Consider the following 25,450-nt stretch of genomic DNA (forward strand, 5'->3'; position numbering starts at 1 on the left):
AGCTTTTCTGTGAAGTGAGCGACCGGTCGGTCAGCGGTTCACAGCCGTCACAGTCATCACAGCTACAAAAATCAGCACTACGAGAGGGTCACGACGATATCGCTATTCCCCACCAGCAGTAGCCCCGTACCCAATCGGCGTCCGACCATCGCCAGTCAGGAACAGGCGGTCGACCCACGTGCCGTCTTCGCGGAACGCGACGGTGATAGTGTGCGTCCCACCAGACAGGTCGAAAGTCCGGTGGTCGTGCCAGTCCTCGGTGTCGGGTTCGGGAGCGCGCTCCCAGTTCCAGCCGCGGTGGTCACCGATGCCGCCCCACGGAATCCACTTGCCGCCGTCGACACGCAGCCAGATGGAGTCGTCGTCGCCGGTCGGCCCGTGGGCGCGTGCCCAGAGTTCGTACTCGCCGGCCGCGAGGTCGACCTCGTAGGTCAGGTGCCCGGCGGAGGGCGGTTCGTGGCCCCCGTCGACGCCTTCGGCGACGACGTACTCGCCGCTGGAGGCACTGGCGTCTTCTTTGATGCGGAACGGTTCCTTCACGTCGGTCGCTTCCGCGTCGAGCCACGCTTCTGTGGGTGGCGAGCCCTGTGCAGGCCCGACAACGCCGCCAGTCACGCGCTCGTCACGGGTCGCGTCAGCCGGGGTCGGCCGACCTTTGACCGCCATCCCGTAGTCTCGGTAGAGTTGCCGGTTCGTCTTCCCGACGAGGTTCGTTGGGTCAGTTCCCGACCGCTCACGCAGGTCGTCTGTCCCTAGCTGGTTCACGGTGTCCCCATCCGGAATCGGGACGTGGTCCGGTGCCTGCGCGTCGTAGTAGACCGGCCGACCGTCGAGTTCGACGCCGCCTGCATCCGTGAACACCTCGTCGCCGCGGCGGTCGTCCGGTTCGTCGAGTGCAAGCGCGAGGTTCCCGTTCCCGCCGCGTTCGAACGTGCAGCCGTCGAGTTTGACCCGTCGAGGCGGGTGCGGATGGCCGTCCTCGAACGCGACGTTTCGTTCGTTGGCGAACCGGCAGTTCCGGTAGATACTGATGCCGCGCGGGAGTGGCTTCGCGCCGGTCGTGAACCCGGACACGTCGCAGTCCTCGTAGACGACGTTGAAGGGATACGGCCGGTTGCGGTTCATGCCGACGCTTTCCAGTCGTTCCGGATGCTCGCTCGCTTGCTCGTCGTCGACGGCCTGTTTCGTCGCTTCCTTCCCACGGCCCCAGACGAGGCGCGCGTTTGTCACCCGCAGGTTGTGGCTGTAGCGGATGCTCAGCCCGTTGTTGCCGCCTTCGGCGTTCCCGTGGTCCGGCGCGGCGACGTGCCCCCACGACCGGACGAGGGGGCCGATGTCGAACGCGGTGAAGTCCTCGACGACGCCGTAGTCGGCGAATCGCTCGTGGCCCCAGCCGAACTGGTGACGGGAGATGTCGAGGCCGCCGCCGGAGGCGAAGACCGTATTGTTCGAAAACGAGTTGAGCGGGAGGTACGCCGACGAGACTTTGTCCTCGTACACGTGGTCGGATTCACCGAGATACGGGAGTCGCTCCTCGTCGACGAACTCCAGCGGGAAGTTGGCGACCGTCCCGCGGATGTGGTCGATTTCCTCGCCCGGCCGCAGTTCGCGGTCAATGAGCGGGCGATTCCAGAAGACGAAGCCGTGGTGGCGGTGGCCTGCTGCGACGTTGTTCTCGACGACGAGTCGCGGTCCCTGGAACCAGAACCCGTGGCCGCCGTGACCGAAGTCGTCGACGTCCCCTTCACGGTGCTCGTCGCGGCTGGAGTCGAAATCACGTGAGTCCGGTAGGTCACCGCTGCCTTCCGAGCGAAGCGCGAAGTTGCCGACGAACGACCCGCGTTCGTCGCCGGCCTCGGAGACGAACCCGGCCCCGAACACGTCGTAGCTCACCGAGTTCGTCACGTGGGCGAAGCTGTGGTGGTTCACGACGCCCCAGCCGGGACTGCCCCGGACGGCGACACCGTCGACCGTGTGTGGTTCCTCGGCATCGACTCCGGTGACGTGGAAGTGCAGCGCGTACCGGGCGCGCGGGTTCGGGGGCACGTCTTTCGGTGGCGTCCCGTGCTTCGGGTCGGTGAACGCGTAGGACTTGTCGGTTCGCCCGAGACCGTCGAGTGCCGCGTAGGCGACCGACACCGACTGCGACATGAACATCGTGTGCCCACGTCGCGGCACCGCCTCGTTCTCGGAGACGAGCCTGACGTTTCGGTCGAGGTTCACCACGTACGAGGCAAGGTCGTCCTCGGGCGGGACGTGGTCGTGTTTCAGTGTTCGGTCGAGTTCGACCGTCGTCCCCGCGATACGCTGGACGAACACTTCGTCGTCTTCGTCTTCGAGTGGGTGATTTCCCGGGACGACGAGTCGGTCACCTTCGTCCCAGTTCTTCGGCTTCTCAGCGAGTTCGAGCGTCCGGCCGCCGGCGCTCGGATGGGTTGCCAGTTCGGTCCACGTCGTCTTCTCGGTGCCGTGAATCCGGACCTCGCCGAGACCGATGAGCCCGGTACTCAAGCGGTCCGGGTCCCAGTCTTCGTCGATGGGGCCGAGGTCGACGAATGTGACGCGAGCCTCGCTGTCACGGGCGATTGGCCGCTCCGCGCGGCCGATTTGGAGCACGCTCTCGGGCATCGTCACCAGCGTCTCGGCTCTGAGGTGACTGTCTCGTTTCGGGTGAAACGCGAGTGCGCCGTCGACACGGAGCGTCTTCAACCGGTCGGTAGACCCGCCGGCGAGTGTCACGGTCACGTTTTCGGGCACCTGCACGCGGGCGAAGTCGTCCGGGACGCCGCGGTTCCACGTACTCGCGTCGTGCCAGTGCCCGTCCTTAACCGCGCGATGCGTCACGTCGGACTCGGCGACGAGGGCCCGAATCGGGCCGAGGTGTTCCTCGTGGTGGGCCGGCGGACTCGCCAAGGGTCCCGGCGGTGGGACGGTCACACCCCCCGAGACCACACCAGCAAGTCCAGAAATGCCGACGCTGCCCAGTGCGGTTCCCACCGCGCCCGCACCCAGCGCAGACAGCACCAGTCGCCTGCTCGGTCCGTGTTCTTCCGCGGCGTCTCGGACCGCCGAGACGTGTTCGTCGAGGCTTCCCACACCGTGCCCACCTGTCGGGTCGATACCACTGCGTTCGTTCTCTTTCGACATCGTGTAGTGTCACCGTTGTTGCCAGTACCGCGCCGTATCCGCCGCACAGTTCGCACTATCGGCGTCCCCACGCCCACGTCCCACTGCGACGCCACCGTCGACACAGTCAGACTGCCAGTCGTTGCCACCGAAGGTCGCGTCTCGTTCCACACCACCACATGCCGAACAATAAAAGTGTTATTCAGTTTGAGTTTCACGAATGCGCAGTAGTCCACTCGAACTGGGCGAGAATGTGACTATTCGACTTTCTTCGGCCCGTACGTCTCACTGATGTAGTCGACGAGCGTGGCGACGACGGCCGGGTCGTACGTCCAGAAGCCCTCGAACCGTTGTGAGCCGACCTCGACCGCGAGCAAGGCACAGGCGTTCAGGTCGTCGTCACCGCCGTCGTACGCGACGAACCAGTACCGGCCGATTTCCTCGGATTCGACCGGGTAAATCCACACGTCGTGGAGCGTCTCGGGAATCCACTCCGGCGTGCCGTAGACGTGGACGTCGAGTTCAGTCCGACTCCCGAGCTGTGAGTACACCGGAACCTGCGCTCGCATCGCAGCGAGCGACTGAAACCCCGTGTGCAACTCGCCGCGGCCGAGTCGCCACGCCCGGTCCTCTATCTCCCGAGACGCAGCGAGCAACTGGCGCTTGTCCAGCGAAGTGAACACCGTATCGTCGAGCAGTTCGAGGAGACACCGAAACGCCGCCGACTCGTGGGTCGAACACAGTGCAGCATCGTACGTCGGTTCGAGCAAGTGTCTGACCGCGCGGAGTCCGACACTGCCGAGGTAGCCGTGTTCGTCGCTGACGACGAGGAAGCCTTCGGTGTCTTCGTCGGGGAGGGACTGGTGGACGACGGTCACGTTACGGGTGTCGAACAGCGCCTCGAGGTCGTCGCGCGGGTCGGCACCGTAGACTGTGACGGTTTTCCGACGCGCTCGCATCTCGGTGAGAATGTCGTGGAGGGACATGGCGGTCCGCCTTGCCAGAGGTAGGCACCCCAGGAGTATAGTCGTTCATCTGGGTATCTCGGCGAGGTGAGTCCGAACGGTTTTCGTTCGTCCTCGCAGTAGCCACGAGTCGATGAAGGTGAGCGAGCTGGGAGACGGTGAGCCGTCGGTCGCCGTCGTCGCCGCCGTCCACGGCGACGAACCCTGTGGCGTCCACGCGGTCGAGCAGTTACTCGACCAACAGCCCGATGTGCACCGGCCGGTGAAACTGGTCGTCGCGAACGAACGCGCACTGGCACAGGGCGTCAGATACGTCGACGAGGACGTGAACCGGGCGTTCCCCGGTGACCCCGAGGGCGAGACACACGAGGCACGACTCGCGGCCGAGTTGGCCGACGAACTCGCGGGCTGTCGAACCCTCGCGCTGCACTCCACGCAGTCCCACGCCGAACCGTTCGCGGTGGTCGACGGCGTGGACAGCCTCGTCGAGTCGGTCTGCCCGCGACTCCCCATCGGGGCAATCGTCGAGACTGGAGAGTATGTCGAGGGGCGGATGTTCACCGCCGTCGAGGAAGTCGTCGAAGTGGAGTGTGGTCTGCAAGGGAGCGAGACCGCGGCGAAAAACGCGACCCGACTCGTCCGAGAGTTCCTGACCGCCGAGGGCGTGCTGGCTGGCGACGCCCCGGCACGACCGGTCCCGGCGTTCCGGTTGACCGAGCGCGTCCCCAAAACAGTCGCCGACGAGTACGAGGTGTTCGTCCCGAACTTCGAGCGCGTCGAGTCTGGCCAGCCGTTCGCAGCGGCCGACGGCGACGAGCAGGTCGCTGACGAGGCGTTCTACCCCGTGTTGATGTCGCCCTATGGCTACGAGGACGTATTCGGCTACTCCGCGGAGAAGGTCGGCGTCGTCGGCTGAGTCGGCGCGGTGGCCTCTCGTAGAGGGCCGGAGACGCAACGATACTCGGGGAATCGTCGACGAGCAAGAGACGCGGGATTGTCACAGTGCCAGAGACGCAACGATACTCAGAAGAACCGTCTGCTCGCGGTTCTCCGGTCAGTCGCCGTCGCGGCGGTCGAGCGCGGTGAGCAGATGCGCGACTGGCACGCCGGTCACCGCAGCGACCTCGTCGGCTGGCGCGTCGAAGGTGTCCGCGGCAAGTAGCGCACCCTGCAGGTGGACGATTCGGTGCATCTCGTCGGCGGATTTCTCGGTTGGGTCGTTCGCCGGTGTGACGCCCGCTGCGACCTCGATGTGGTAGCTCGCCAGCAGCGCGTCTCGGTACACCGCGTCGTCGACCGTCGCGTCGTCTTCGGTGAGGGCGACGAGGCGGGCGACGAGCGCGAGGACGGTCGACAGCGAGTGGGCGAAGTCGCCAGTCTCGGTCTCCCGGGCCGTCTTGGCCGCGGCGGCGGCCCGCTCCAGTCGTTCGAGCAGGACGACACAGGCGAGATACTGCCCCGGGTCGTCCGGGTCGACGAGCAGTTGTGCGAGCAACTGTCCCTGCCACTTGCCCGCGTTTCGGACGATGGTCTCGACGGCGACCTGCACCGGCGCGTCGACCGGCAGGTCGGCGGCGAGTCCGTCCAGCGACTCGGGGTCGGTCAGACCGCCCATGCCGAAGCGATTCGCGTACGTCGGCGCGGACTCGCGGAATCGCTCGTGCGGCGGCAGCGACCGAACGTCGCTCGCCAGTGTGGTCGGTTCGGGCACGCCGACGGCGGCCGCGCCCTGTCTGCCGAGGTCGAGCAGCGGCGTGAGGCCCGCTTTGAGAACGGTCGTCGGTGGCGTCGGCTCCGCAGTGGGCTGTTCGGTCGCCGCCGCGTCGTCAGCGGTGCCGGTGTCGGCATCTCCGTCGACGCCGTCGGCGTCAGAAGGTTCCTCGCTCATTCGTCGGACCGGGCGAACTCGACCAGTGTCAGGTCACGGTCTAAGTAACAGAAGTCGTGGGGCGGGTCGCCGACGACCCCGTCGATTCGGTACTCCTCGTCGAATTCGGCCCCATCGGGCACGCAGAACTCGTGACTTGGGCACTCGGTGTGGGGACACGGCCCCGGCAGTTTCACCTTGCTCCCGCCGTAGGCGTGCTGCGAGAGGACGTTCGCCCGCACGGGCGCCGTCTCGACTTCGACGGCGCGGACGCCTTCGTCGTGGACGGCGCACTCCAGTGTCTGGGCGTTCTCGCGTGGTTCCTTCACGCGGTACTTGACGCCCTCCGTGAGGTTGAGACACTGTGCGCGGTAGGGACACCCCTCGCACAGGCTGGACTCACCCTCGTAGACGAACTCCTGGCCCGGTTCGGCGAGCCGGGCACCGATGAGCGTGACCTTGGACATGTCGCCGAATAGTCCTCGCCCCCGGTTAAGGCTGTCCCGTCAATTCCCGCAACTTCTCGAAGTACTCCGGTCGCGGGACCTGATACACGTCGTCGGGGTCTATCTCGCCATCGGCGAACCGCCGGGCGAGTTCGACCGTCCCCTCGACTGCTGCGTCCCGGGTTTCGAAGCGATTCGTCTCCTGTAGTTCGACCTCAGGTTCGAAGTAGAGCGTGACGTACCACGCACCGGAGAGCGCGTCTTCACGGGAGACACCGGGTCGCCGGTGGTTCCGTCGTCCCCGCGTCAGGTACAGCGTCGGCAGACACTCGGCGGGGAACTGCTGTGTGTCGAACACGTCAGGTCGGTAGGCGAGGATACAGCGGCCCTCTGGCTCTTCGTTCCAGACAGTCCACCCCGCTGGAAGCTCCTCGAAATCGGTCATACGAGACGTGAGGGGCGGGACGCGGTAAGGATGCTCGGTTCGCGCCGAGCATGTCAACAGCACCCAGTATTTAAACCCCCGTCATGTTACGCCACTGGCTCACCTGACCGTGTCCCACTTTTGCGGAAGAAAATCGATTCCCTTAAAGCCACGGCTGCTTCTGGTAAATAGTTGTTGGGGTCAAACTTATGCACTTTGGTGTCTGATTTGTAAACACCCCTCGGTATCCCCTACCGACCCGACCGCCCTGCACTTTCCGGTCACCGACCGCACCCAACTCACATGGGAGGCCGGGCCGCACGTCGCAGGGTGACAATAGTTCACAAATGCCAAGGTTCGCAAGCGCTGACATGCGCGATGGACACGACGACGGTGGCGTCGTTGGAGTGGCGACGCAGTGGGCGTGTCCGACCGTTGGCCGGGACGGAGTAGGATACCGAGACAGACGACAGTCGACGCGGTGCGTGGGCACCGCGCGGCCGGTGGGCGTGGCTGGTCGCTTCCTGTCGTCGGCCCTGTCCGTGATAGCATGACTAATACGAGAGAATCACTGGAAGCACTGAGTACCGATTACAAGGAGTCCATCCCGGCGGACCTGCGGGAGACGAAGACGTTCGAGTGGTACCTCGACGAAGTGTACGCCGACCCGATGGTGGCCCGAAACGCCCACCAGCGAGTCGCCGACATGTTCGACTTCTACGGGACGGAGTACGACGAACACGAAGGTATCGTCAAGTACCAACTGGCGACGAAGGACCCGCTACACGACGGTGAGAACACGTTCTACGGGCGTGTCATCCACCAGAGTATCCACGAGTTCGTCAACAAGATAAAGTCCGGTGCCCGAGGGCTCGGCCCCGAGCGTCGTATCAAACTCTTGCTCGGGCCGGTCGGCTCCGGCAAGTCGCACTTCGACCGGATGTGCCGGAAGTACTTCGAAGACTACACCCTCCGCGACGATGGGCGGATGTACACGTTCCGCTGGACGAACCTCTGTGACATCGTCGACGACCAGGACCCCGCCGACGACGTGGTCCGCTCGCCGATGAATCAGGACCCGCTCGTCCTCCTCCCGCTCCGACAGCGCCAGCAGGTGCTCGACGAGTTGAACGAACTCCACGACGCGCCCTACACCATCCGCAACGAGCAGGCGTTAGACCCCGAGTCGGAGTTCTACATGGACAAACTCCTCGAACACTACGACGACGACCTGCAGGCCGTCCTCGAAAACCACGTCGAAGTCATCAGGCTGGTCGCCGACGAGAACAAGCGCCAGTGTCTGGAGACGTTCGAGCCGAAGGACAAGAAGAATCAGGACGAGACCGAACTGACCGGCGACGTCAACTACTCGAAGATCGCCATCTACGGCGAGTCGGACCCACGCGCGTTCGACTACTCCGGCGCGTTCTGTAACGCGAACCGCGGCATCTTCAGTGGTGAGGAGCTGCTGAAACTCCAGCGTGAGTTCCTGTACGACTTCCTGCACGCGACGCAGGAGATGACCATCAAGCCGAAGAACAACCCGCGAATCGACATCGACCAGGTCATCGTCGGGCGCACGAACATGCCCGAGTACAAGGACAAGAAGGGCGACGAGAAGATGGAGGCGTTCAACGACCGGACGAAGCGCATCGACTTCCCGTACGTCCTCGGCTACGAAGAGGAGTCCGACATCTATCGCAAGATGCTGAACAACGCGGACGTGCCCGACATCCACGTCGAGCCGCACGCACTGGAGATGGCCGGGCTGTTCGCCGTCCTGACTCGCATCGAAGAACCCGACAACGAGATGGTCGGGATGATTCAGAAGGCGAAGGCCTACAACGGCGAAATCGACGACGGCGACGACATCGACCTGAAGAAGCTCCGTGAAGAAGCCGAGTCGAAGGCCGAAATCGGCGAAGGGATGGAAGGCGTCTCGCCCCGCTTCATCGGCGACGAGATAGCCGAGGCCATCATGGACTCCAAACACCGTGGTCGCCAGTTCCTGTCGCCGCTGACGGTGTTCAACTTCTTCGAGGAGAACTTAGAGCACCACGGCTCCATCCCCGAGGAGAACTTCGAGAAGTACTACCGCTACCTCGAAATGGTGCGCGAGGAGTACAAAGAGCGTGCCATCGAGGACGTGCGCCACGCACTGGCCTACGACATCGACGAGATTCAGCGTCAGGGCGAGAAGTACATGGACCACGTCATGGCCTACATCGACGACGACACCATCGAGGACGACATCACGGGCCGCGACCAGGAACCCGACGAGAAGTTCCTGCGCTCCATCGAAGAGAAACTCGACATCCCCGAGGACCGCAAGGACGACTTCCGCCAGGAAGTCTCGAACTGGGTGTCGCGTCGCGCCCGCGAAGGGACGACGTTCAACCCGCAGGACAACGAGCGCCTCCGCCGTGCCCTCGAACGCAAGCTGTGGGAGGACAAGAAGCACAACATCAACTTCAGCGCCCTCGTGTCGGCCAACGAAACGGACGACGACGAGCGAAACTCGTGGGTCGACGCACTCATCGACCAGGGCTACTCCCGTGACGGTGCAAAGGAGGTGCTCGAGTTCGCTGGTGCCGAGGTCGCCAAAGCAGAGATGGAAGACTGATGAGCCGGGGAGACGACTTCGTCACCGCGAGTGACCGGGCGCTGGAAGAGACGTACGAGGAGCCGATGTCGCTCGCGGCGTACGTCGACCGGGTGTTCGACCAGCCGAGCATCGCCAGCCACGCCGCCAAGTACCTGCTGCAAGCCATCGAGGCTGGCGGGACGCGGACCGTCGTCGAACACGGTGAGGAGAAGGAGCGCTACTGCTTCTTCGACGACACGCACAACGACGGCGAGCACGCCATCCTCGGCAACACGGAGGTGCTCAACTCCTTCGTGGACGACCTGCGCTCTATCGCGGCCGGTCGCGGCAAGCACGAGAAGATTCTCTGGTTCGAAGGCCCGACGGCGACGGGCAAGTCCGAGCTAAAGCGCTGTCTCGTCAACGGACTGCGCGAGTACTCGAAGACGGCCGAAGGTCGCCGGTACACCATCGAGTGGAACATCGCCTCGGCCTCGGAAGGCCGCGGGCTGAGCTATGGCGACGACCTCGTCGAAGCCGCCGAGGAGAACTGGTACGAGTCGCCGGTGCAGGCCCACCCGCTGACGGTCTTCCCCCCGGAGATACGCAAAGAACTGCTCGTGGACCTGAACGCGGAACTCGGGTCGGACGTCCCCATCGACATCGACGAACGACTCGACCCGTTCAGCCGCGAGGCGTACGAGTACTTAGAAGAGATGTACCGCCGGAAGGGTCGCAAAGACCTCTTCTCGGCCATCACGGACAGCAGACACCTCCGGGTGAAGAACTACGTGGTCGACCTCGGTCGCGGTATCGGCATCCTCCACTCCGAAGACGACGGGACGCCGAAAGAGCGACTGGTCGGCTCGTGGATGCGCGGCATGCTCCAGAAACTGGACTCGCGTGGGCGCAAGAACCCACAGGCGTTCAGCTACGACGGGGTGCTCTCGCAAGGCAACGGCCTGCTCACCATCGTCGAAGACGCGGCACAACACGCCGACTTGCTGCAGAAACTGCTGAACGTCCCCGACGAGGGGAGCGTCAAACTCGACAAGGGCATCGGGATGGACATCGACACGCAGTTGCTCATCATCTCGAATCCCGACTTGGAGGCGCAATTGAACCAGCACTCGGAGCGACAGGGTATGGACCCGCTGAAAGCACTCAAGCGACGGCTCGACAAGCACGAGTTCGCCTACCTGACGAACCTCTCGCTGGAGACGGAACTCATCAGGCGCGAACTCACCGGTGAGACGACGGTGTGGACGAGCGAGGGCTACGACGAACTGGCAGACGAGATTCGCAAGCCAGTCACCATCGCAGTCAAGCAGTCCTCCGGCGAAATCACGGACAGGGAGTTTGCACCCCACGCCATCGAGGCCGCCGCGCTGTACAGCGTGGTCACCCGACTCGACGAGGACGACCTGCCGACGGGGCTGGACCTCGTCGACAAGGCCATCCTGTTCGACCAGGGCTATCTGCAAGAAGGCGACACCCGAACCGAGAAGTCCGACTACGACTTCTCCGACGAGTCGAGCGACGGCAACCACGGGATTCCCGTGACCTACTCGCGAGACGTGATGGCCGACCTGCTCCACGAGGAGACGGACAGACATCACCCCGATTTACCAGTAGAACTCGTCATCATGCCCCGCGACGTGTTGAACGCGCTCGCGGAGCGACTGGTCGACGCCCCCGTCTTCTCGACGGGCGAGCGAACCGAGTACGAGTCGCGGGTCGCCGAGGTGAAGAACCACATCTTCGGCGCGCAAGAGCAGGACGTCATCGACGCGATGATGCACGACCGCCACGTCGACGAGGCGACCGTCGCCGAGTACGTCGAACAGGTGTACGCCTGGGAGACGGGCGACCCTATCGTCAACGAACGCGGCGAGCGCGAGGAGCCCGACCCGCTGAAGATGAAGATATTCGAGACGGAACACCTCGGCCGCTTCGACGACGACGACTACACCGGTAACGAGCCGAGCGAGGCAGTCGAAGAGTTCCGCCGCGACAAGATCATCACGGCACTGAACCGCCACGCCTGGGAGCACCGCGACGAAGACTTCAGCATCGACAACGTCGACCTCGGCGCGATTCCCGTCGTCAGGGCGGTGCTCGAATCGAACGACTGGGACGACGTGCGTCGGGTCTACGACGACTTCGACCCCGCCCAGTGGGACGACCCACCGACCGGGACCGAGACGGCCAGCCTCAAGCGAAAGACCATCGACGCGATGGTCGACTCGCTCGGCTACTCGCCTGCGTCGGCCGAACTGACCAGCAGACACGTCATGGCACAGGTGGCATACAGATGGGACTGAAAGACGACCTCGACCGGTTCAAGGAAGTCGGTGAACAGCGACGCGAGGACCTCAAAGAGTTCATCCAGTACGGCGAACTCGGCCGGAGCGGCCAAGACGAGGTCCGTATCCCCATCAAGATCGTCGACCTCCCGAACTTCGAGTACGACCGCCTCGACCAGGGCGGTGTCGGCCAGGGAGACGTCGACGTGGGCGACCCCGTCGGTCAGCCCCAGCCACAGCCCGGCGAGGGCGAGGAGGGCGACCCCGGTGAGGAAGGCGGCGAGCACGAGTACTACGAGATGGACCCCGAAGAGTTCGCACAGGAACTCGACGAGGAACTCGGCCTCGACCTCGAACCGAAGGGCAAGCGCGTCATCGAGGAGAAAGAAGGCCCGTTCACGGACATCACGCGGACCGGTCCCGACTCGACGCTCGACTTCGAGCGCATGTTCAAGGAGGGACTGAAGCGCAAACTCGCGATGGACTTCGACGAGAACTTCCTGACCGAAGTGCTCAAAATCGACGGTTGGGGGCCACAGACGGCCTACGAGTGGGCTCGTGGCCAGTCCATCCCCGTCTCGAAGGCGTGGCTCGTCGACGCCTACAGCGAGATTCCGGACAGCGAGAAGACGAAGTGGTCCTCCATCGACGAGGTCGAAGAGAACGTCGAACGCGAGACGACCTACCAGAAGATTCGCCGCGAGGGAATCAAGCACGTCCCGTTCCGCCGCGAAGACGAGCGATATCGCCACCCCGAAATCATCGAAGAACGCGAGAAGAACGTCGTCGTCGTGAACATTCGCGACGTTTCGGGCTCGATGCGCGAGAAGAAGCGCGAACTCGTCGAGCGCGTGTTCACGCCGCTCGACTGGTACCTGACTGGGAAGTACGACAACGCCGAGTTCGTCTACATCGCCCACGACGCCGAGGCGTGGCAGGTCGACCGCGAGGAGTTCTTCGGCATCCGCTCCGGTGGCGGGACGAAGATTTCGAGCGCGTACGAACTCGCCGAGATGCTGCTCGAAGAGTACCCGTGGAGTGAGTGGAACCGCTACGTGTTCGCGGCTGGTGACTCGGAGAACTCCAGCAACGACACCGAAGAGCGGGTCATCCCGCTGATGGAGTCCATCGACGCGAACCTCCACGCCTACGTGGAGACCCAACCGACCGGGACAGCCATCAACGCGACCCACGCCGAGGAGGTGGAAGCCCACTTCGCCGGCAGCGACAACGTCGCCGTCGCCTACGTCACCAGCCCCGACGACGTGACGGACGCGATATACACCATCCTCTCGACGGAGGGTGATTCCGATGAGTGATTCGGGGAGGCCACGAAATGAGTGAAGCAGACAGATTCAGAAAACAGCGCATCGCCAGCGACCTGCGAGAGCCCGTCGAGGAGGCGCGCAACCTCGCCGAGAAGCTGGGACTCTCGCCGTACGAGGTGAACTACTGGATCGTCGACTACGACGAGATGAACGAACTCATCGCCTACGGCGGCTTCCAGCACCGCTACCCGCACTGGCGCTGGGGCATGCAGTACGACCGCCAGCAAAAGCAAGGCCAGTACGGCGGCGGGAAGGCGTTCGAAATCGTCAACAACGACGACCCAGCGCACGCCTTCTTGCAGGAGTCGAACACGCTCGCCGACCAGAAGGCGGTCATCACGCACGTCGAGGCCCACTCCGACTTCTTCGCGAAGAACGAGTGGTTCCAGTTGTTCTCCGACGGGACGCCCAATGCGGCGGCCATGCTGGAACGCCACGCGAACAGCATCGGCGAGTACATGCGCGACCCCGAGGTCGACCGTGCCGAGGTCGAGAAGTGGATAGACAACACGCTCGCGCTGGAAGACAACATCGACCAGCACCAGCGCTATCGCTCGGTCAGCGAGAGCGACGAGGAGCGACCGGAGATCGACGACGACATCGCGGACAAACTAGACGAGCTGAAACTTTCCGAAGAGGTTCGACGCGAGGTGTTCGACGAGGAGTGGCTCGCCCAGCAAGACGCCGACGAGGGACCGGTGACGTTCCCGCCCGAGCCAGAGAAGGACCTGCTTTCGTTCCTGCGGAAGTACGGCAAGCAGTACGACCGCGACGCCGAGAAGGCCGTCGAGATGGAGGAGTGGCAGCGCGACGTGCTCGACATGATGCGCGCCGAGGCGTACTACTTCGCGCCCCAGAAGATGACGAAGGTGATGAACGAGGGCTGGGCCGCGTTCTGGGAGTCGCTCATGATGGGCGACGAACGCTTCGCCGGCGACGACGAGTTCATCAACTACGCCAAGCACCAAGCGGCCGTCCTCGGTTCGCCGGGGCTGAACCCGTACAAACTCGGCAAAGAGCTGTGGGAGTACATCGAGAACACGACCAACCGCAAGGAAGTCGTCGAACACCTCCTGCGCACGAAGGGCATCACGTGGCGCAACTTCACCGAAACCGTCGACTTCGCGCGGGTCCGTGAACTGCTCGCGCCGCCAGACGCACTCGCCAACGTCACCGCCGACACGCTGGACGCGGTGGCGGCACTGCCCGAGGAGTACGTCGACCACGAGGCGCTCGAACTCGCCCGGAACGACGAGATTGACGTCGACAAGTACCCGTGGAAGGTGCTCTCCTACGAAGGGTTGTGCCGCCGGCACTACTCGCTGGTCAAGCGCCAGAACCGCGGCTTCGTCGAGCGCATCAGCCAGTCTGAACTGGAGCGCATCGGGCGCTACCTGTTCGACGACCAGGTGTACGACTCCGTCGAGGAAGCGATGGCCGCCGTCGACTTCTCGATCGGCTGGGACCGCATGCGCGAGGTCCGCCGGAGCCACAACGACGTGACGTTCATCGACGAGTTCCTCACGCAGGAGTTCATCGACGAGAACGCGTACTTCACCTACGAGTACTCGCACGCGACCGGCCAGTACCGCGTTGCCAGCCAGAACGCCGCCGACGTGAAGAAGAAACTGCTGTTGCAGTTCACCAACTTCGGCAAGCCAACCATCGCGGTGTACGACGGCAACTACAACAACCGCAACGAGCTGTTGCTCGGCCACCAGTACAACGGCGTCATGCTCGATGTCAGGCAGGCCAGACAGACGCTCGAACGCGTCTTCGAACTCTGGGGCCACCCGGTGAACCTCATGACCATCGTGAAGGAGGTCTCGGACCACGACCGCGAGGTCGCCCGGCGACGCAACCGCGAACCGACGCCGACCGAGCAGGGCAAACTCATCAGATTCGACGGCGAGGAGTTCGAGATGACCGACCTCGCCTGGGAAGAGGTCGAACACCTCGCGGCCGACGACGTGGACTACGACACGAAGCCCGAGGAGTGGCTGGCCTGAATCTGTCTACTGATTCGGCGACTCTTTTTCGACGTTCGGCCCGTCTGTAGCGACATGACTGACACCATCTCCGTCGAGGAGTTTCGAGAGCTACGCGACCCGGAAACCACCGGAGACGAAGACGGACTCGTCGTCGTCGACACCCGCGAACCCGAGAGCTTCGAAGGGTGGCGACTGCCCGGTTCGGTGAACTATCCGTTCAAACCCGGCGAGTCGGTCGACCGAACTCACTTCGAGCAGGAGACCGGCGCGAGTCAGGACGACCACGTCGTCACTATCTGTGCCATCGGCAAGTCCTCCGACGCCTTCGCCGACGCACTGGCCGACATTGGCTACGACCATGTCTCGGTCGTCGACGGCGGCATGGCCGCCTACAGCGGCGCATACGACGTGACGACCGTGCCGACCGACGACGACTCTGTCGAAATCGTCCAGCTTCAGCGCCGGGCCAAGGGCTGTCTCGGCTACGTCGTCGCCTGCACCGAGACGAAGCAAGCCGCAGCTATCGACGTGACGCGCCAGACCGACGGGTTCCGACAGGCCGCCGAAGACCGCGGCTACGACCTCGTCGCCGTCTTCGACACGCACGTCCACGCCGACCACGTCTCTGGCGGTCGCGAACTGGCCGACGAATTGGGCGTGCCGTACTACCTCGGAGCGCACGCCGCGGCAGACCGCGAGGTCGCGTACGACTACGAACCGCTGGCCCGGAACGAGGTCGTCTCCGTGGGGAACGTCGAGATGAAGGCACTGGCGACGCCCGGCCACACCTCCGAGTCGGTGAGCTATCTCGTGAACGCGGCCGCTGTGCTCACCGGAGATACGCTGTTCGTCGAGTCGGTGGGCCGGACCGAACTCCAGTTCGCCGACGCCGAGGCGGAACACGGCGCCGAGATGCTGTACGACAGCCTCCACGGGACACTGCTGGCCGAACCGGATTCGGTCGTCGTCTGTCCCGGGCACTTCCCCGTCGCCGACGACGGAACGACACCCATCACGCCCGGCGAACCCGTGGCGGCGAGGGTCGGTGACCGCCGGACCTCGTCGGGAGTGCTACAGGAATCACGCGATGGCTTCGTCGCCAGCGTCACCGACGACCTGCCCGCGAAGCCGCCGAACTACGAGCGGGTCATCGCGGTGAACACCGGCCACGAAAAACTCGGTGACGAGAAAGAAGCGGTCGAACTCGAACTCGGGCCGAATCGGTGTGCGGCGAGCGAGGACTAACGTCTTCGGGTCTGGAGAGCGACTGCGAGTAGGGCGACGACGGTCACGGCGAGGCCGAACCCTGATTGCGCACCAGTCTCGGTCCGCGGTGCGAGCGTCGGGTTGGAGACTGTCGTGGTCTCAGTCGTCGATGGCTCCGTCTTCGGCGACTCGGTCGTCGTCTCATCGTCGCTCGCGCGGACGGTCAGATTCCGCCGAACCGTTTCGTTCTGGAACTCGAGGACGACTTCGTATTCGCCGGGGTTCGTCGGTGTGTCGAGCGGGAACACGACCGTCCCATCGTACCCTGGTTTGATGTCTGGGGCGAACGCTCCAGACTCGACCGTCTCGTTCGTCCCCGCGGTGACGACTCGATAGTCGAAGGTCGGCTCGACCGTGTCGATACCCTCGTTGACGACGCTGAGGCGGGCTCTAACAGTGTCGGTCCGCGAGTCGATCAGGACGCGGCGGAGTTCGATTGGCGTCTCGTCGACCACCAGCGTCCCTGCGTCGTGCCGGACACCGTCGACTGTGAGTCGATAGTCGACGTGCGTACCGTTCGAGACGTTCGAGAGGTCGACCGAGACTGCCCAGTCGGACGTGTTCGACGTGACGGACTCCCGCGTGAGGACAGTTCCGTTCCGTGAGAGCGTCAGTTCGAGCGGCGGGGTGGCTCCGTCGGCCCTGTGTCCGGTGATGGTCACGTTCGCTGTCGGCTGGACGTGCGTCATGGAACGAATGCCGACTGCTGCGACCGGCTGTTCGAGGTCGAACTCGACCTGCCGGCGAATCTGTCCGTCGACACTGTCGTACGAGCCTGGGAGGACCAACTCCGCAGCCGTCCAGTAGTCCGCGGTATAGTCCGGCAACTCGTGACCGTCGCCGAACAGGAGGAATATCTCGTCGTCGCCGCCATGGACCAACTCGGCCCGGTCCGCGGAAGTCGCGATACAGGGTGCACGGAGCTGAACGAAGGGTGCCGGTTCGGTGAGGTCGCTGGAGTTCTGGACTCTGTCACCGATATCGGGTGCGCGAACGTGAACCACGAGTGACCCTTCGAGCGGGACGGTATCGAGTCGCTGGGTCGTCGTCGGTACCTCGTTGGGAGACACGTTCGGGCTGACGCCGTAGGCCGCGATGGAGACGTTGGATGCGTTCGATTTGTTCGGGAGGGTTACCCCCTCGGCAGGAGTCGAGAAACCGGGACAGGTCGCCTTTGTCTGTGTCGACTGGTCGGCCGACATGCTGGCACCGGTAACCGCCGGTAGTCCAGCGAGGACGAGGAGGACGGCGAGTACAACGTGGTGGAGGGACGAGCGCATGCGTGGACGATGCTACAGCCGTCTCCCATCGAACGTATATGTCTTGTGTGCGTCAGGACCGGTACCGAAACACGACCGCGAGCAGGGCCACGACAGTAGAAAAGACTCCGAAGCCCGGTTGTTCACCCGTCTCGGTCCGCGGTGCGAGTGTCGGGTCGACGCCTGTCGTATTCGCTGTGTCGTTCGTGACTTCAGTTGGGACGGTCAGTGCACGACGTTCGGTTTCGCCTCCGATGTCGACCACGAAGACGTACGAGCCCGGTTCGTCCGGTCCCTCCACCGAGGCATGCAGCGTCTGGGCGCTCGCGTTCGAGGGTGTCACCGTTACCGCACCACTGCGGACTGTCTCGTTCGTCTCGTCGTCGATAAACCGATACGGCACCGAGAGTGTGCCGTCGGTAAATCCGACCGATTTGGGTTCTACTTGCAGGAGGAGTGATTCAGTTCGTTCATCGTAGGACTGGACCCGAATTTCTCGAACCGCCAGTGGCGTCTCGACGACCAGAAGCGTCCCCTGGTCCTGCAGAGAGCCACCACCGACGAGTCGATAGCTCAGTCTCGTGCCGTTCGGAAACGTCGAGAAGTCGACCGCTGTCTGCCAGTCTCCTCCCGACGAATCGATGGTCCGGCGCACTACGGTCGAACTGTTTCGGCTGAGTTCGAGCGTTACCGTCTCGCCGGCAGTGAGGTTCGACCAGCCACGTATCTGTACTTCGTCGGTCCGCTCGACGTAGCGTTCACGAGAAGTGGAATTCCAGCCCTCCGAACGGTCGAGTCCCGCCCGGATTGGTTGGAGAGCTACTTCGTCGGTCGGTGTCGCGAAATCGACGTGATTCTCGCTGTCTGGGTCTAGTTCAGGATAGAATCGGCCGCCATCCGCCCTGACGACGAGTTGGTCTCCACCACGTCTGCCGTCTCGGAACCGCTGTTCACGAAACACGACGTAGACAGTGTTCTCACTTGAGCCGTTGGCCGTTGTACCCATCGTTGGCCCGGCCAGAAAATCGCCCCCCTGAAGTGTGAAAAAGAGACCATCGAACGGGTCCGCCGATGCGTGAGCGAGTTCAGTCACGTTTGGGCCACAGAGTTGCACGACTGCGGAGCCACCACGAGGCACCTCGTCGAGCGACTCTGCGTCTGGAATCTCGCTCGGCGAGACGTTTGGACCGATGCCGAACAGCTGTATCGAGGTGTTCGCCTGTTCAGTGACGTCTCCCTCGGAGACGTTCATCGGCTCCGGACACGGTGGCGTCTCGGTTCGGTCGTCAGCAGCCTGCACTGCTGGGACGGCGGTGAGGAGGACGAACAGGGTCAGCAAGATGACCAGCCACGGAGCGCGCGTCGACGACACTATCTCAGTGTCTGAAAATAGACTCATAAGTTTTGTGAACACTCACGTATCGAAGCGTCGGACCACGGAAACGACCGCGACTGCGACCGCGACTACTACCCCCACCACTCCGAATCCGGGCTGGCCGCTACTCCGCGGTGCGAACGTCGGACTGGTGTTCGGTTCGTCGTCGGAGAGCCAGATATCGACGGTCCCGTCGACGACCGCACGACCCCCAGAGACCCGGACGGTGTACATACTCTTCCCCTCGGTCAGTGGGGCGGTGTCGACCGAGACAGTGACTACGCGGCGGGATTGGGGGAACACGGTGACCGTCCGTTCGACGGTGACGTGACCGAGGGTCACGGTGATGGTGGCGTTCCCGACGCGGGCACCCGAATTGAGGAGTGCGACGCTGAAGTTCGCCGGTCGTCCCTCGATGACGCGCCCGGGGGCGTCCACCTCGACGACTTCGACGGCGGCTGCGTCCGGCTGTGAGCCGCCGGGGAGCATGGTGAATCGCTGTGTCACCTCCTCGGTCGTGACTGCGTACGGGTTCGACTCGGCGACGGTGAACGTCGCCCGGTAGGTCGAATCGGGTTCGAAGTTCGTCGTGTTGGGTGCGAACCCGAGGACGAGCAGGTCGCGCTCGGGGAAGTGCAAGAACTCGGCGTTCTCGACGTCGACAGCGGGGCCGCCGTCGAGTTGTTGAACGTGGAGTGAGACTCCCTCGGTGCCCGGGTCGGCGAGTGCGGAGGCGTTGTCGATGTAGCCGTGGACGCTCGTGTCGTTCACTTCGACGAACAGCCACTCGTCGCGTTCTACGTCACTCGTGGGTGAGGCGAACGCGTACGCATCGGCCGCGGTGGTTCGCGGTGGTCCTTCGAGGATGCGCATCGACTGCGCCCGCAGGTGGTCGACCTCGAGGACGACCGTTCCAGTAGCGGCCGGTGAACCGTCGGAGGGATCGTCACCCGAACTCGGCGTGTCGTTCTCTGACGAGTTGGACGCGTCGAACACCGTGACCGTGTAGCGTCCTTGTGGCAGGTGTTCGGTGCGGTTCGGCGTCTCCCGGTTCGCGGCGACGAGTCGGTCCGGGCCGGCGACGCTCAACACGCGTTCGAGGTCTGTCTCCGGGACGACCCCTGCGTAATGCGTGTTCCAGCGCAACGTGACACGACCGTCACCGTCTTCGTCGGCGACGGTCGTTACCAGTCGGTAGCCGACCGATTCGTTGCCCAGTCGGACGGTCGCCCTACTCGCGTTCTCGCCGAGGTCGACCGGCACCGTCACCGGGTCGCCCGGTTGGTCCACCACCGTCTCCGGAACGCCCCACGGCGTCGTGTTCGTCGCGTCGACCGCGTGCAGACTACTCGATACGGCACTGCCACCGGTGTCGGTCAGGTCGGCGGTGACACCGAGTCCCGGTGTGGTACCCACGAGACAGACCAGAACGACCGCGAGTGTGGCTGTGGTTCTGCCCCACATTCCGCTCTCCCGGAGAGAATGACTTTCTACGTAAGAACTTTCGCGTTCCCATCAACGTTGCAATAGCTTTCCCCGGTGGCGGCCGACGTTCACGTATGCACCGCGAGCGCTTCACGGTCGAGACTGACGAACGGCTGACGACGGTCGACGTGACGACACAGGTCGAAGCCGCGATTCCCGACGATGCGACCGGTCTCTGTACAGTCTCCGTCCAGCACACGACGGCTGGTGTCGTGATTCAAGAGGCGGAGTCGGGGCTTCGGTCGGACATCGTGACGTTCCTCGACGGTCTCGTCGGCGACGAGGGCTGGCAGCACAACCGCATCGACGACAACGCCGACTCGCACCTGCGAGCGACAGTTCTCGGATCGAACGAGACCGTCCCCGTCGAAGACGGTGCGTTGGTGCTCGGAACGTGGCAATCGCTCCTCTTCGTCGAGTGTGACGGCCCACGAACTCGAACGGTCGTCGTGACGCTCCTCACCGAGTGATTCAGTCACACGGGTAACCAGTACGGGTGTGCGTACATGCCGGTCTCGCGCCTACATTTGCCATGACCCGAACCGCGCTCGTCTGGTTCCGGCGCGACCTGCGACGCCACGACAACGCGACCCTCGCTGCGGCTGCCGGCGCAGACGAGGTGGTCCCGGTATACTGTTTCGACCCTCGCGAGTTCGGCGAGCGACCGTACGGTGGGCCGCAGTCGTTCGAGTACGAGAAGACTGGTGGACACCGGACACGGTTCCTCGTGGAATCGGTCACCGACCTGCGCGAGGGGTTGCGCGCCGACGGGAGCGACCTCGTCGTCCGTGAGGGGAGCCTCGAGGATGTGCTGCCGAGACTGGCTGCGGTGACCGATGCCGACGAACTCCACTACCAGTCACTTCCGGCGACGGAGGAGCGAACAGTCGAGACCGCGGTCACCGAGGCGTTCGCCGGCAGCGATGTGTCGGTGACCAGCTACTGGAGCCACACGTTGTACCACCGCGACGAACTCCCGACAGAACCGGCTTCGATGCCCGACACCTTCACCCCGTGGCGAAAGGACGTAGAGGCGAACGCTGCAGTGCGCGAGTCGCAGGCTTCACCCGACCTGCCGCCGCTCCCGTCGCTCGGCGACGAAGGCGTCGGCGACGTTCCGACCAGTCCGTATGGTGTCACACCGACGGACGCAGCAGCGGGAAGCACGCTCCCGTTCCGGGGCGGCGAGACGCGAGGCCTCGACCGTGTCGACGAATACCTCTGGCGCGAGGACAGACTCCGCCGGTACAAACAGACACGAAACGGCCTGCTCGGGAAGGCGTACTCCTCGAAACTCTCGCCGTGGCTCGCACTCGGCTGTCTCTCGCCCCGGCAGGTCCACGCCGAAGTGAAACGCTACGAGGCCGAGCGTGTCGCGAACGAGTCGACGTACTGGCTCGTGTTCGAACTGCTGTGGCGGGACTTCTTCCAGTTTCAGTTCGTGAAACACGGCTCGGGGCACTTCAGACGCGAGGGCATCAGGAACCGCACCGACCTCGACTGGTGCTGGAACGACGTCCGGTTCCGTCACTGGGCGACCGGCCAGACGGGTATCCCGTTCGTCGACGCGAACATGCGCGAACTGAACCAGACGGGCTTCATGAGCAACCGCGGTCGCCAGAACGCGGCGTCGTTTCTCGCCAACGACCTCCGGCTGGACTGGCGTCGCGGCGCGGCCTACTTCGAGACCAAACTCGTCGACTACGACCCGTGTTCGAACTACGGGAACTGGGCGTACATCGCGGGCGTCGGCAACGATTCGCGCGACCGGTCGTTCGATGTGCTGTGGCAGGCCGAAGAGTACGACCCCGATGCGGCGTACATCAAACACTGGTTGCCGGAACTCGCCGACCTCCCTACCGAGTACGCCCACCGGCCGTGGACGATGCCACGAGACGAGCGTCGAGAGCACGAAATTCAGTTTGGCGTCGACTACCCGGAGCCGATGGTGAGCCTGGCTCGAACGAAGCAGTAAATAGGGGCGTATACTACCCGAATCAGGAGAGGATGCCGCTTCGGTCCGACGTGACACCGTCGACACCCCGAAGCCCGAGGAGACGCGCGATAGCTCCGTGACGAATCGTCCAGACGTTCACCTCGATGCCGGTGTCGTGTGCGCGTTCGACCAGTCGTGAGAGCAGACACAGTTGGTAGTTCGGGTGGACGTAGTCGCAGTCGAGGCGCTGGGCGGTCTTCACCGGGCGGTCGCGGAACCGGTCGGAGAGAAACGCCGTCGAGACGCTGGGGTCGGCCTCGCGCATCTCGCGGAGGGCGTCTTCTTCGAACGACGAGACCATCGCCTCGCCATCGTGGCTCGACAGCGCGTCGGCCACGTCGGCTGCCAGTCCCGTCTCTTTGAGTTCGACGTTGACGCCGAGCGACGACGGTACGGCGTCCAGCACCCGTTCGAGTGTCGGGATAGACTGGTCCGACTCCAGAACCGACAACGACTGGAGCGTCGACAGCGAGAGGTCTGCGACGCGGCCAGTCCCGTCGGTGACCCGGTCGACGGTCTCGTCGTGGACCACGACGACTTCGCCACTGCCACAGCGGCGAACGTCGAACTCGACGAAGTCTGCATCCTGCGCAGCGGCGTACTCGACCGCGGCGACGGTGTTCTCGGGCGCTTCGTCGGCGAACCCGCGGTGGGCGATGAGTCGCACGCTCGAACCGACACCGCGAACGACTATACGCGTTACTCTCGGGCCAGTACTGGCGTGCAAAACCCGAGACACGTTCACCCGTGTTTCGTCCCGCCAGTGTTTATTTCGACACGTCGGCCGCAACATCTATCAATCCAATCTGTACTGAGTACATAGCAACCGTGACAGCACAGCACACCGAACTCGATTCCCTGACGGCCGCGTTGTTCACCGCCGCGCTCGTCGTCACCTTCGTGGTCACCTTCGAGCGCACCGTCTCTCGCATCTATCTGCTCAACTTCTCGACGGCCGGCCCGAACGCAACTGCACTCCTCATGTTCCTACTCGCGACCGGGTGGACGATTTCGGTCGTCGACGCCCTGGGTTCGCGACGGTCGCTCGCGCTGTCGGCCGCAGGAATCGCCGTCCCACTCCTGCTCGGCGTGACGATGGTGACTGGCCCGCTTCCGGCCGTCGTCGCAGCCATCGGTGTCCAGTTGGCGCTCGTCCCGCTGTTCGTCGCCGTGGTTCGTCGGTCGCCCGGGAGCGTCGCGCCGGGGGCCGCGACCGGCCTGCTGGCCGCCATCGCGCTCCGTGGCGCGTTCGACGTGGCTCCGGCGTACGCCACGACCCCGGGTCGCGTCTTCGCGCTCGTCGTCGGTCTCGTGGTCGCGGCGGGTGCGGTCTGGGTCGGTCGCCGCGACGCACCGACGACCGGTGAGTCGGCCGCTGCTGGCGGTGTCGACCTCACGCCACTTCTCCTCTTCTGCGCCGTCGAAGCGACGTTCCTCGGCGCGCCGGCCGTCCTCGCCACGTGGCAGTTCCGCTCCTACGAACTGACGCTGGCCGCGTCCGCGCTGGGACTCGTCGCTGCTGCCGTGTTCGTCGCCCTGCGCGGGGAACCGGCCCATCGCGTCGCGCCGCTCCTCGCCGCGGGCTTCACGCTCTCGCTCGCCGACTTGCTCTGGCTGGACCTGCTCGGACCGGTCGCTGCCGCCCCGGCGCAGGCGTTCGCTGTCCTCCTGCTCGCACAGGGTGTCTCCGGTGCCGGCGAATCGCGCTGGCGCTGGAAGACGACGGTCGGCGCGCAACTGCTGGCTGTCGTGCTCGTGTTCCTCCACGTCTCCGCGCTCAACGCCGAGTACATGCCCGGGCCGGTGTTCTCGCTCACGCACGAGCGAGCCGCGGCCTTCCTGTTCGCGCTCGGTGCCTTGTTCCCGCTCTCGGTGCTGGCCCAGGGAAGGAGTCTCGCACAGCCCGGCGTCGACTCCGACCGGCGAACTGCGCTTACCTCGGTCGGTGCGGCCGCACTCGGTGTTGGCACGATCGCGCTCCCGAGCCGCATCGGCTCCGCCGACGAACCCGACGGGTCCGAGCTGACCGTCATGACGTACAACGTCCACCAGTTCCTCGCTGGCGACCACGGCGAGTACAATCTGCACGACGTCGCGGCAGTCATCGAAGACAGTGGTGCGCAGGTCGTCGGCTTGCAGGAGTCCGAGGGCAACCGCATCACTTCTGGCAACGTCGACGGCGTGCGCTGGCTGGCCGAAGAACTGGGCTATCACTCGCACTACGGCGTGCCCACGTCGGATGCGACCTACGGCGTCGCCGTTCTCTCGGCGTGGCCCATCGTCGACAGTGAGGTCGTCTCGCTCTCGACCTACCAGTCGCCGCCGCGACTCGCCATGCGAGTCACGCTCGACACCCCCGACGGCGAACAGCCCTTCGTCGTCACGCACCTCCAGACCCAACAACAGGGCACACCCGAAGCCATCGAGATGCAAGGCGTTGAGGCCGAAGAAGTGGTCGACCTCGCAGGCGACGGCGACGACGCCATCGTCGTCGGCGATTTCAACGTCGAACCCGGTGACGACACCGCTTACACCGTGATGGCCGATTCGTTCACCGACGCGTGGGCGGCCGTCCACGAGTCGGAACAGGGCGGCGGAACTTGGCCCGGTGACGACCCCGAGATGCGCATCGACTACGTCTGGACCGCCGACGGCTGGGCAGTCAAAGCCTCGGCCGTCCACGGCGACGGCGAGGACTCCGACCATCGCGCGGTGTCGGCGACGCTCACGAGGTCGTAAGAGTTCGATACAACCGGTCTGGCGCGCGCTTTCGAGTGTGGCTGAACGAAGTGAAGCCCACGAGGAGACATCGCGCGAGGGATGAGCCGTCTCGCCGAAGGCGAGCGGCGAATCGGTTGGGGAGGCTGTGGCTGCGGTATGTACCGTCGTGAGTCGTGAACTGCTTCTCGCAACCGGCAGCAGTGGCGACGTACGAACCAGATACACCGAAAACCAGACCCACCCTGGAAAACCACCTATAAAGACCCCGTTCTGTCCGTCTGAATCGTTACGAGGCTAGAGCGTGTCGACTA

The 25,450-nt window shown here is 64.3% G+C and carries 18 protein-coding genes; 9 read left to right on the forward strand and 9 right to left on the reverse strand.

Features of this window, described 5'->3' with window-relative positions; translation table 11 throughout:
• Positions 1–102: 102 nt before the first annotated feature.
• Both ACSC1P_RS04120 and ACSC1P_RS04125 read right to left on the reverse strand, forming a co-directional pair.
• Positions 103–3,147 carry a G8 domain-containing protein gene (locus tag ACSC1P_RS04120; RefSeq protein WP_435358863.1) on the reverse strand — a complete coding sequence of 1,015 codons (3,045 nt, stop codon included), beginning with the start codon at positions 3,145–3,147 and terminating at the stop codon, positions 103–105.
• 236 nt (positions 3,148–3,383) lie between these two features.
• Positions 3,384–4,112 (reverse strand): DICT sensory domain-containing protein, encoded by a 729-nt coding sequence (locus ACSC1P_RS04125; protein ID WP_435358864.1) that lies wholly within the window; start codon positions 4,110–4,112, stop codon positions 3,384–3,386.
• 112 nt (positions 4,113–4,224) lie between these two features.
• Between ACSC1P_RS04125 and ACSC1P_RS04130 the strand changes: the two genes are divergently transcribed.
• Positions 4,225–5,007, forward strand: coding sequence for a M14 family metallopeptidase (locus ACSC1P_RS04130; RefSeq protein WP_435358865.1), 783 nt, complete (start codon positions 4,225–4,227; stop codon positions 5,005–5,007).
• A gap of 138 nt (positions 5,008–5,145) precedes the next feature.
• On the opposite strand, the gene ACSC1P_RS04135 is transcribed toward ACSC1P_RS04130, so the two are convergent.
• Genes ACSC1P_RS04135 through ACSC1P_RS04145 form a run of 3 tightly spaced genes read right to left on the reverse strand, consistent with a single transcriptional unit; the run spans position 5,146 to position 6,849 of the window.
• Positions 5,146–5,979, reverse strand: a complete 834-nt coding sequence (locus ACSC1P_RS04135; RefSeq protein WP_435358866.1) for a hypothetical protein — start codon at positions 5,977–5,979, stop codon at positions 5,146–5,148.
• On the reverse strand, positions 5,976–6,425 hold the full coding sequence (locus ACSC1P_RS04140) for a UPF0179 family protein (RefSeq protein WP_435358867.1): 450 nt from the start codon (positions 6,423–6,425) through the stop codon (positions 5,976–5,978). The genes ACSC1P_RS04135 and ACSC1P_RS04140 overlap by 4 nt, the downstream gene beginning before the upstream one ends.
• 25 nt (positions 6,426–6,450) lie before the next feature.
• Positions 6,451–6,849 carry a DUF5820 family protein gene (locus ACSC1P_RS04145; protein ID WP_435358868.1) on the reverse strand — a complete coding sequence of 133 codons (399 nt, stop codon included), beginning with the start codon at positions 6,847–6,849 and terminating at the stop codon, positions 6,451–6,453.
• A 529-nt stretch (positions 6,850–7,378) separates the two neighbouring features.
• Here ACSC1P_RS04145 and ACSC1P_RS04150 point away from each other — a divergent pair.
• From ACSC1P_RS04150 to ACSC1P_RS04170, 5 genes are read left to right on the forward strand one after another with little or no spacing between them, the layout of a single operon-like run.
• On the forward strand, positions 7,379–9,451 hold the full coding sequence (locus ACSC1P_RS04150) for a PrkA family serine protein kinase (RefSeq protein WP_435358869.1): 2,073 nt from the start codon (positions 7,379–7,381) through the stop codon (positions 9,449–9,451).
• Positions 9,451–11,736 (forward strand): PrkA family serine protein kinase, encoded by a 2,286-nt coding sequence (locus tag ACSC1P_RS04155; RefSeq protein ID WP_435358870.1) that lies wholly within the window; start codon positions 9,451–9,453, stop codon positions 11,734–11,736. Before ACSC1P_RS04150 ends, ACSC1P_RS04155 begins: the two co-directional genes overlap by 1 nt.
• The gene (locus tag ACSC1P_RS04160; RefSeq protein ID WP_435358871.1) at positions 11,727–13,037 is read left to right on the forward strand and encodes a YeaH/YhbH family protein; all 1,311 of its coding nucleotides are present in this window, start codon (positions 11,727–11,729) and stop codon (positions 13,035–13,037) included. Before ACSC1P_RS04155 ends, ACSC1P_RS04160 begins: the two co-directional genes overlap by 10 nt.
• 17 nt (positions 13,038–13,054) lie before the next feature.
• Entirely contained in the window at positions 13,055–15,055 is a 2,001-nt protein-coding gene (locus ACSC1P_RS04165; RefSeq protein WP_435358872.1) for a SpoVR family protein, read from the forward strand.
• Positions 15,056–15,109: 54 nt separating this feature from the next.
• Positions 15,110–16,282: an MBL fold metallo-hydrolase gene (locus ACSC1P_RS04170; RefSeq protein WP_435358873.1), complete on the forward strand. Its 1,173-nt coding sequence runs from the start codon at positions 15,110–15,112 to the stop codon at positions 16,280–16,282.
• Here ACSC1P_RS04170 and ACSC1P_RS04175 read toward each other — a convergent pair.
• From ACSC1P_RS04175 to ACSC1P_RS04185, 3 genes are read right to left on the reverse strand one after another with little or no spacing between them, the layout of a single operon-like run.
• The gene (locus tag ACSC1P_RS04175; RefSeq protein WP_435358874.1) at positions 16,279–17,583 is read right to left on the reverse strand and encodes a hypothetical protein; all 1,305 of its coding nucleotides are present in this window, start codon (positions 17,581–17,583) and stop codon (positions 16,279–16,281) included. The two genes, ACSC1P_RS04170 and ACSC1P_RS04175, sit on opposite strands and share 4 nt — an antisense overlap.
• Before the next feature lie 52 nt (positions 17,584–17,635).
• Positions 17,636–18,934, reverse strand: a complete 1,299-nt coding sequence (locus ACSC1P_RS04180) for a PGF-CTERM sorting domain-containing protein (protein ID WP_435358875.1) — start codon at positions 18,932–18,934, stop codon at positions 17,636–17,638.
• Positions 18,935–18,976: 42 nt separating this feature from the next.
• Entirely contained in the window at positions 18,977–20,353 is a 1,377-nt protein-coding gene (locus ACSC1P_RS04185) for a DUF7827 domain-containing protein (protein WP_435358876.1), read from the reverse strand.
• A gap of 143 nt (positions 20,354–20,496) precedes the next feature.
• On the opposite strand from ACSC1P_RS04185, the gene ACSC1P_RS04190 reads away from it, so the two are divergent.
• Positions 20,497–20,892, forward strand: coding sequence for a secondary thiamine-phosphate synthase enzyme YjbQ (locus ACSC1P_RS04190; RefSeq protein ID WP_435358877.1), 396 nt, complete (start codon positions 20,497–20,499; stop codon positions 20,890–20,892).
• Between the two features lie 62 nt (positions 20,893–20,954).
• Positions 20,955–22,397: a DASH family cryptochrome gene (locus ACSC1P_RS04195; protein WP_435358878.1), complete on the forward strand. Its 1,443-nt coding sequence runs from the start codon at positions 20,955–20,957 to the stop codon at positions 22,395–22,397.
• 22 nt (positions 22,398–22,419) lie between these two features.
• Here the strand turns inward: ACSC1P_RS04195 and ACSC1P_RS04200 are convergent, their stop codons facing one another.
• Positions 22,420–23,085 (reverse strand): glycerophosphodiester phosphodiesterase, encoded by a 666-nt coding sequence (locus ACSC1P_RS04200; RefSeq protein WP_435358879.1) that lies wholly within the window; start codon positions 23,083–23,085, stop codon positions 22,420–22,422.
• Between the two features lie 161 nt (positions 23,086–23,246).
• Here ACSC1P_RS04200 and ACSC1P_RS04205 point away from each other — a divergent pair, with 161 nt between their 5' ends.
• Positions 23,247–25,157, forward strand: a complete 1,911-nt coding sequence (locus tag ACSC1P_RS04205; protein WP_435358880.1) for an endonuclease/exonuclease/phosphatase family protein — start codon at positions 23,247–23,249, stop codon at positions 25,155–25,157.
• The last annotated feature ends 293 nt before the right edge of the window (positions 25,158–25,450 follow it).

Source organism: Haloarchaeobius caseinilyticus, assembly GCF_051207395.1.
Classification (GTDB): domain Archaea; phylum Halobacteriota; class Halobacteria; order Halobacteriales; family Natrialbaceae; genus Haloarchaeobius.

What these genes read in the sequence shown, in the direction of transcription:
- ACSC1P_RS04165 (WP_435358872.1), top strand. Translation starts at nt 13,055, where the DNA reads ATGAGTGAAGCAGACAGATTCAGAAAACAGCGCATCGCCAGCGACCTG.
- ACSC1P_RS04190 (WP_435358877.1), top strand. Translation starts at nt 20,497, where the DNA reads ATGCACCGCGAGCGCTTCACGGTCGAGACTGACGAACGGCTGACGACG.
- ACSC1P_RS04160 (WP_435358871.1), top strand. Translation starts at nt 11,727, where the DNA reads ATGGGACTGAAAGACGACCTCGACCGGTTCAAGGAAGTCGGTGAACAG.
- ACSC1P_RS04175 (WP_435358874.1), bottom strand. Translation starts at nt 17,583, where the DNA reads ATGCGCTCGTCCCTCCACCACGTTGTACTCGCCGTCCTCCTCGTCCTC.
- ACSC1P_RS04130 (WP_435358865.1), top strand. Translation starts at nt 4,225, where the DNA reads ATGAAGGTGAGCGAGCTGGGAGACGGTGAGCCGTCGGTCGCCGTCGTC.
- ACSC1P_RS04140 (WP_435358867.1), bottom strand. Translation starts at nt 6,425, where the DNA reads ATGTCCAAGGTCACGCTCATCGGTGCCCGGCTCGCCGAACCGGGCCAG.
- ACSC1P_RS04135 (WP_435358866.1), bottom strand. Translation starts at nt 5,979, where the DNA reads ATGAGCGAGGAACCTTCTGACGCCGACGGCGTCGACGGAGATGCCGAC.
- ACSC1P_RS04145 (WP_435358868.1), bottom strand. Translation starts at nt 6,849, where the DNA reads ATGACCGATTTCGAGGAGCTTCCAGCGGGGTGGACTGTCTGGAACGAA.
- ACSC1P_RS04155 (WP_435358870.1), top strand. Translation starts at nt 9,451, where the DNA reads ATGAGCCGGGGAGACGACTTCGTCACCGCGAGTGACCGGGCGCTGGAA.
- ACSC1P_RS04170 (WP_435358873.1), top strand. Translation starts at nt 15,110, where the DNA reads ATGACTGACACCATCTCCGTCGAGGAGTTTCGAGAGCTACGCGACCCG.
- ACSC1P_RS04120 (WP_435358863.1), bottom strand. Translation starts at nt 3,147, where the DNA reads ATGTCGAAAGAGAACGAACGCAGTGGTATCGACCCGACAGGTGGGCAC.
- ACSC1P_RS04150 (WP_435358869.1), top strand. Translation starts at nt 7,379, where the DNA reads ATGACTAATACGAGAGAATCACTGGAAGCACTGAGTACCGATTACAAG.
- ACSC1P_RS04195 (WP_435358878.1), top strand. Translation starts at nt 20,955, where the DNA reads ATGACCCGAACCGCGCTCGTCTGGTTCCGGCGCGACCTGCGACGCCAC.
- ACSC1P_RS04125 (WP_435358864.1), bottom strand. Translation starts at nt 4,112, where the DNA reads ATGTCCCTCCACGACATTCTCACCGAGATGCGAGCGCGTCGGAAAACC.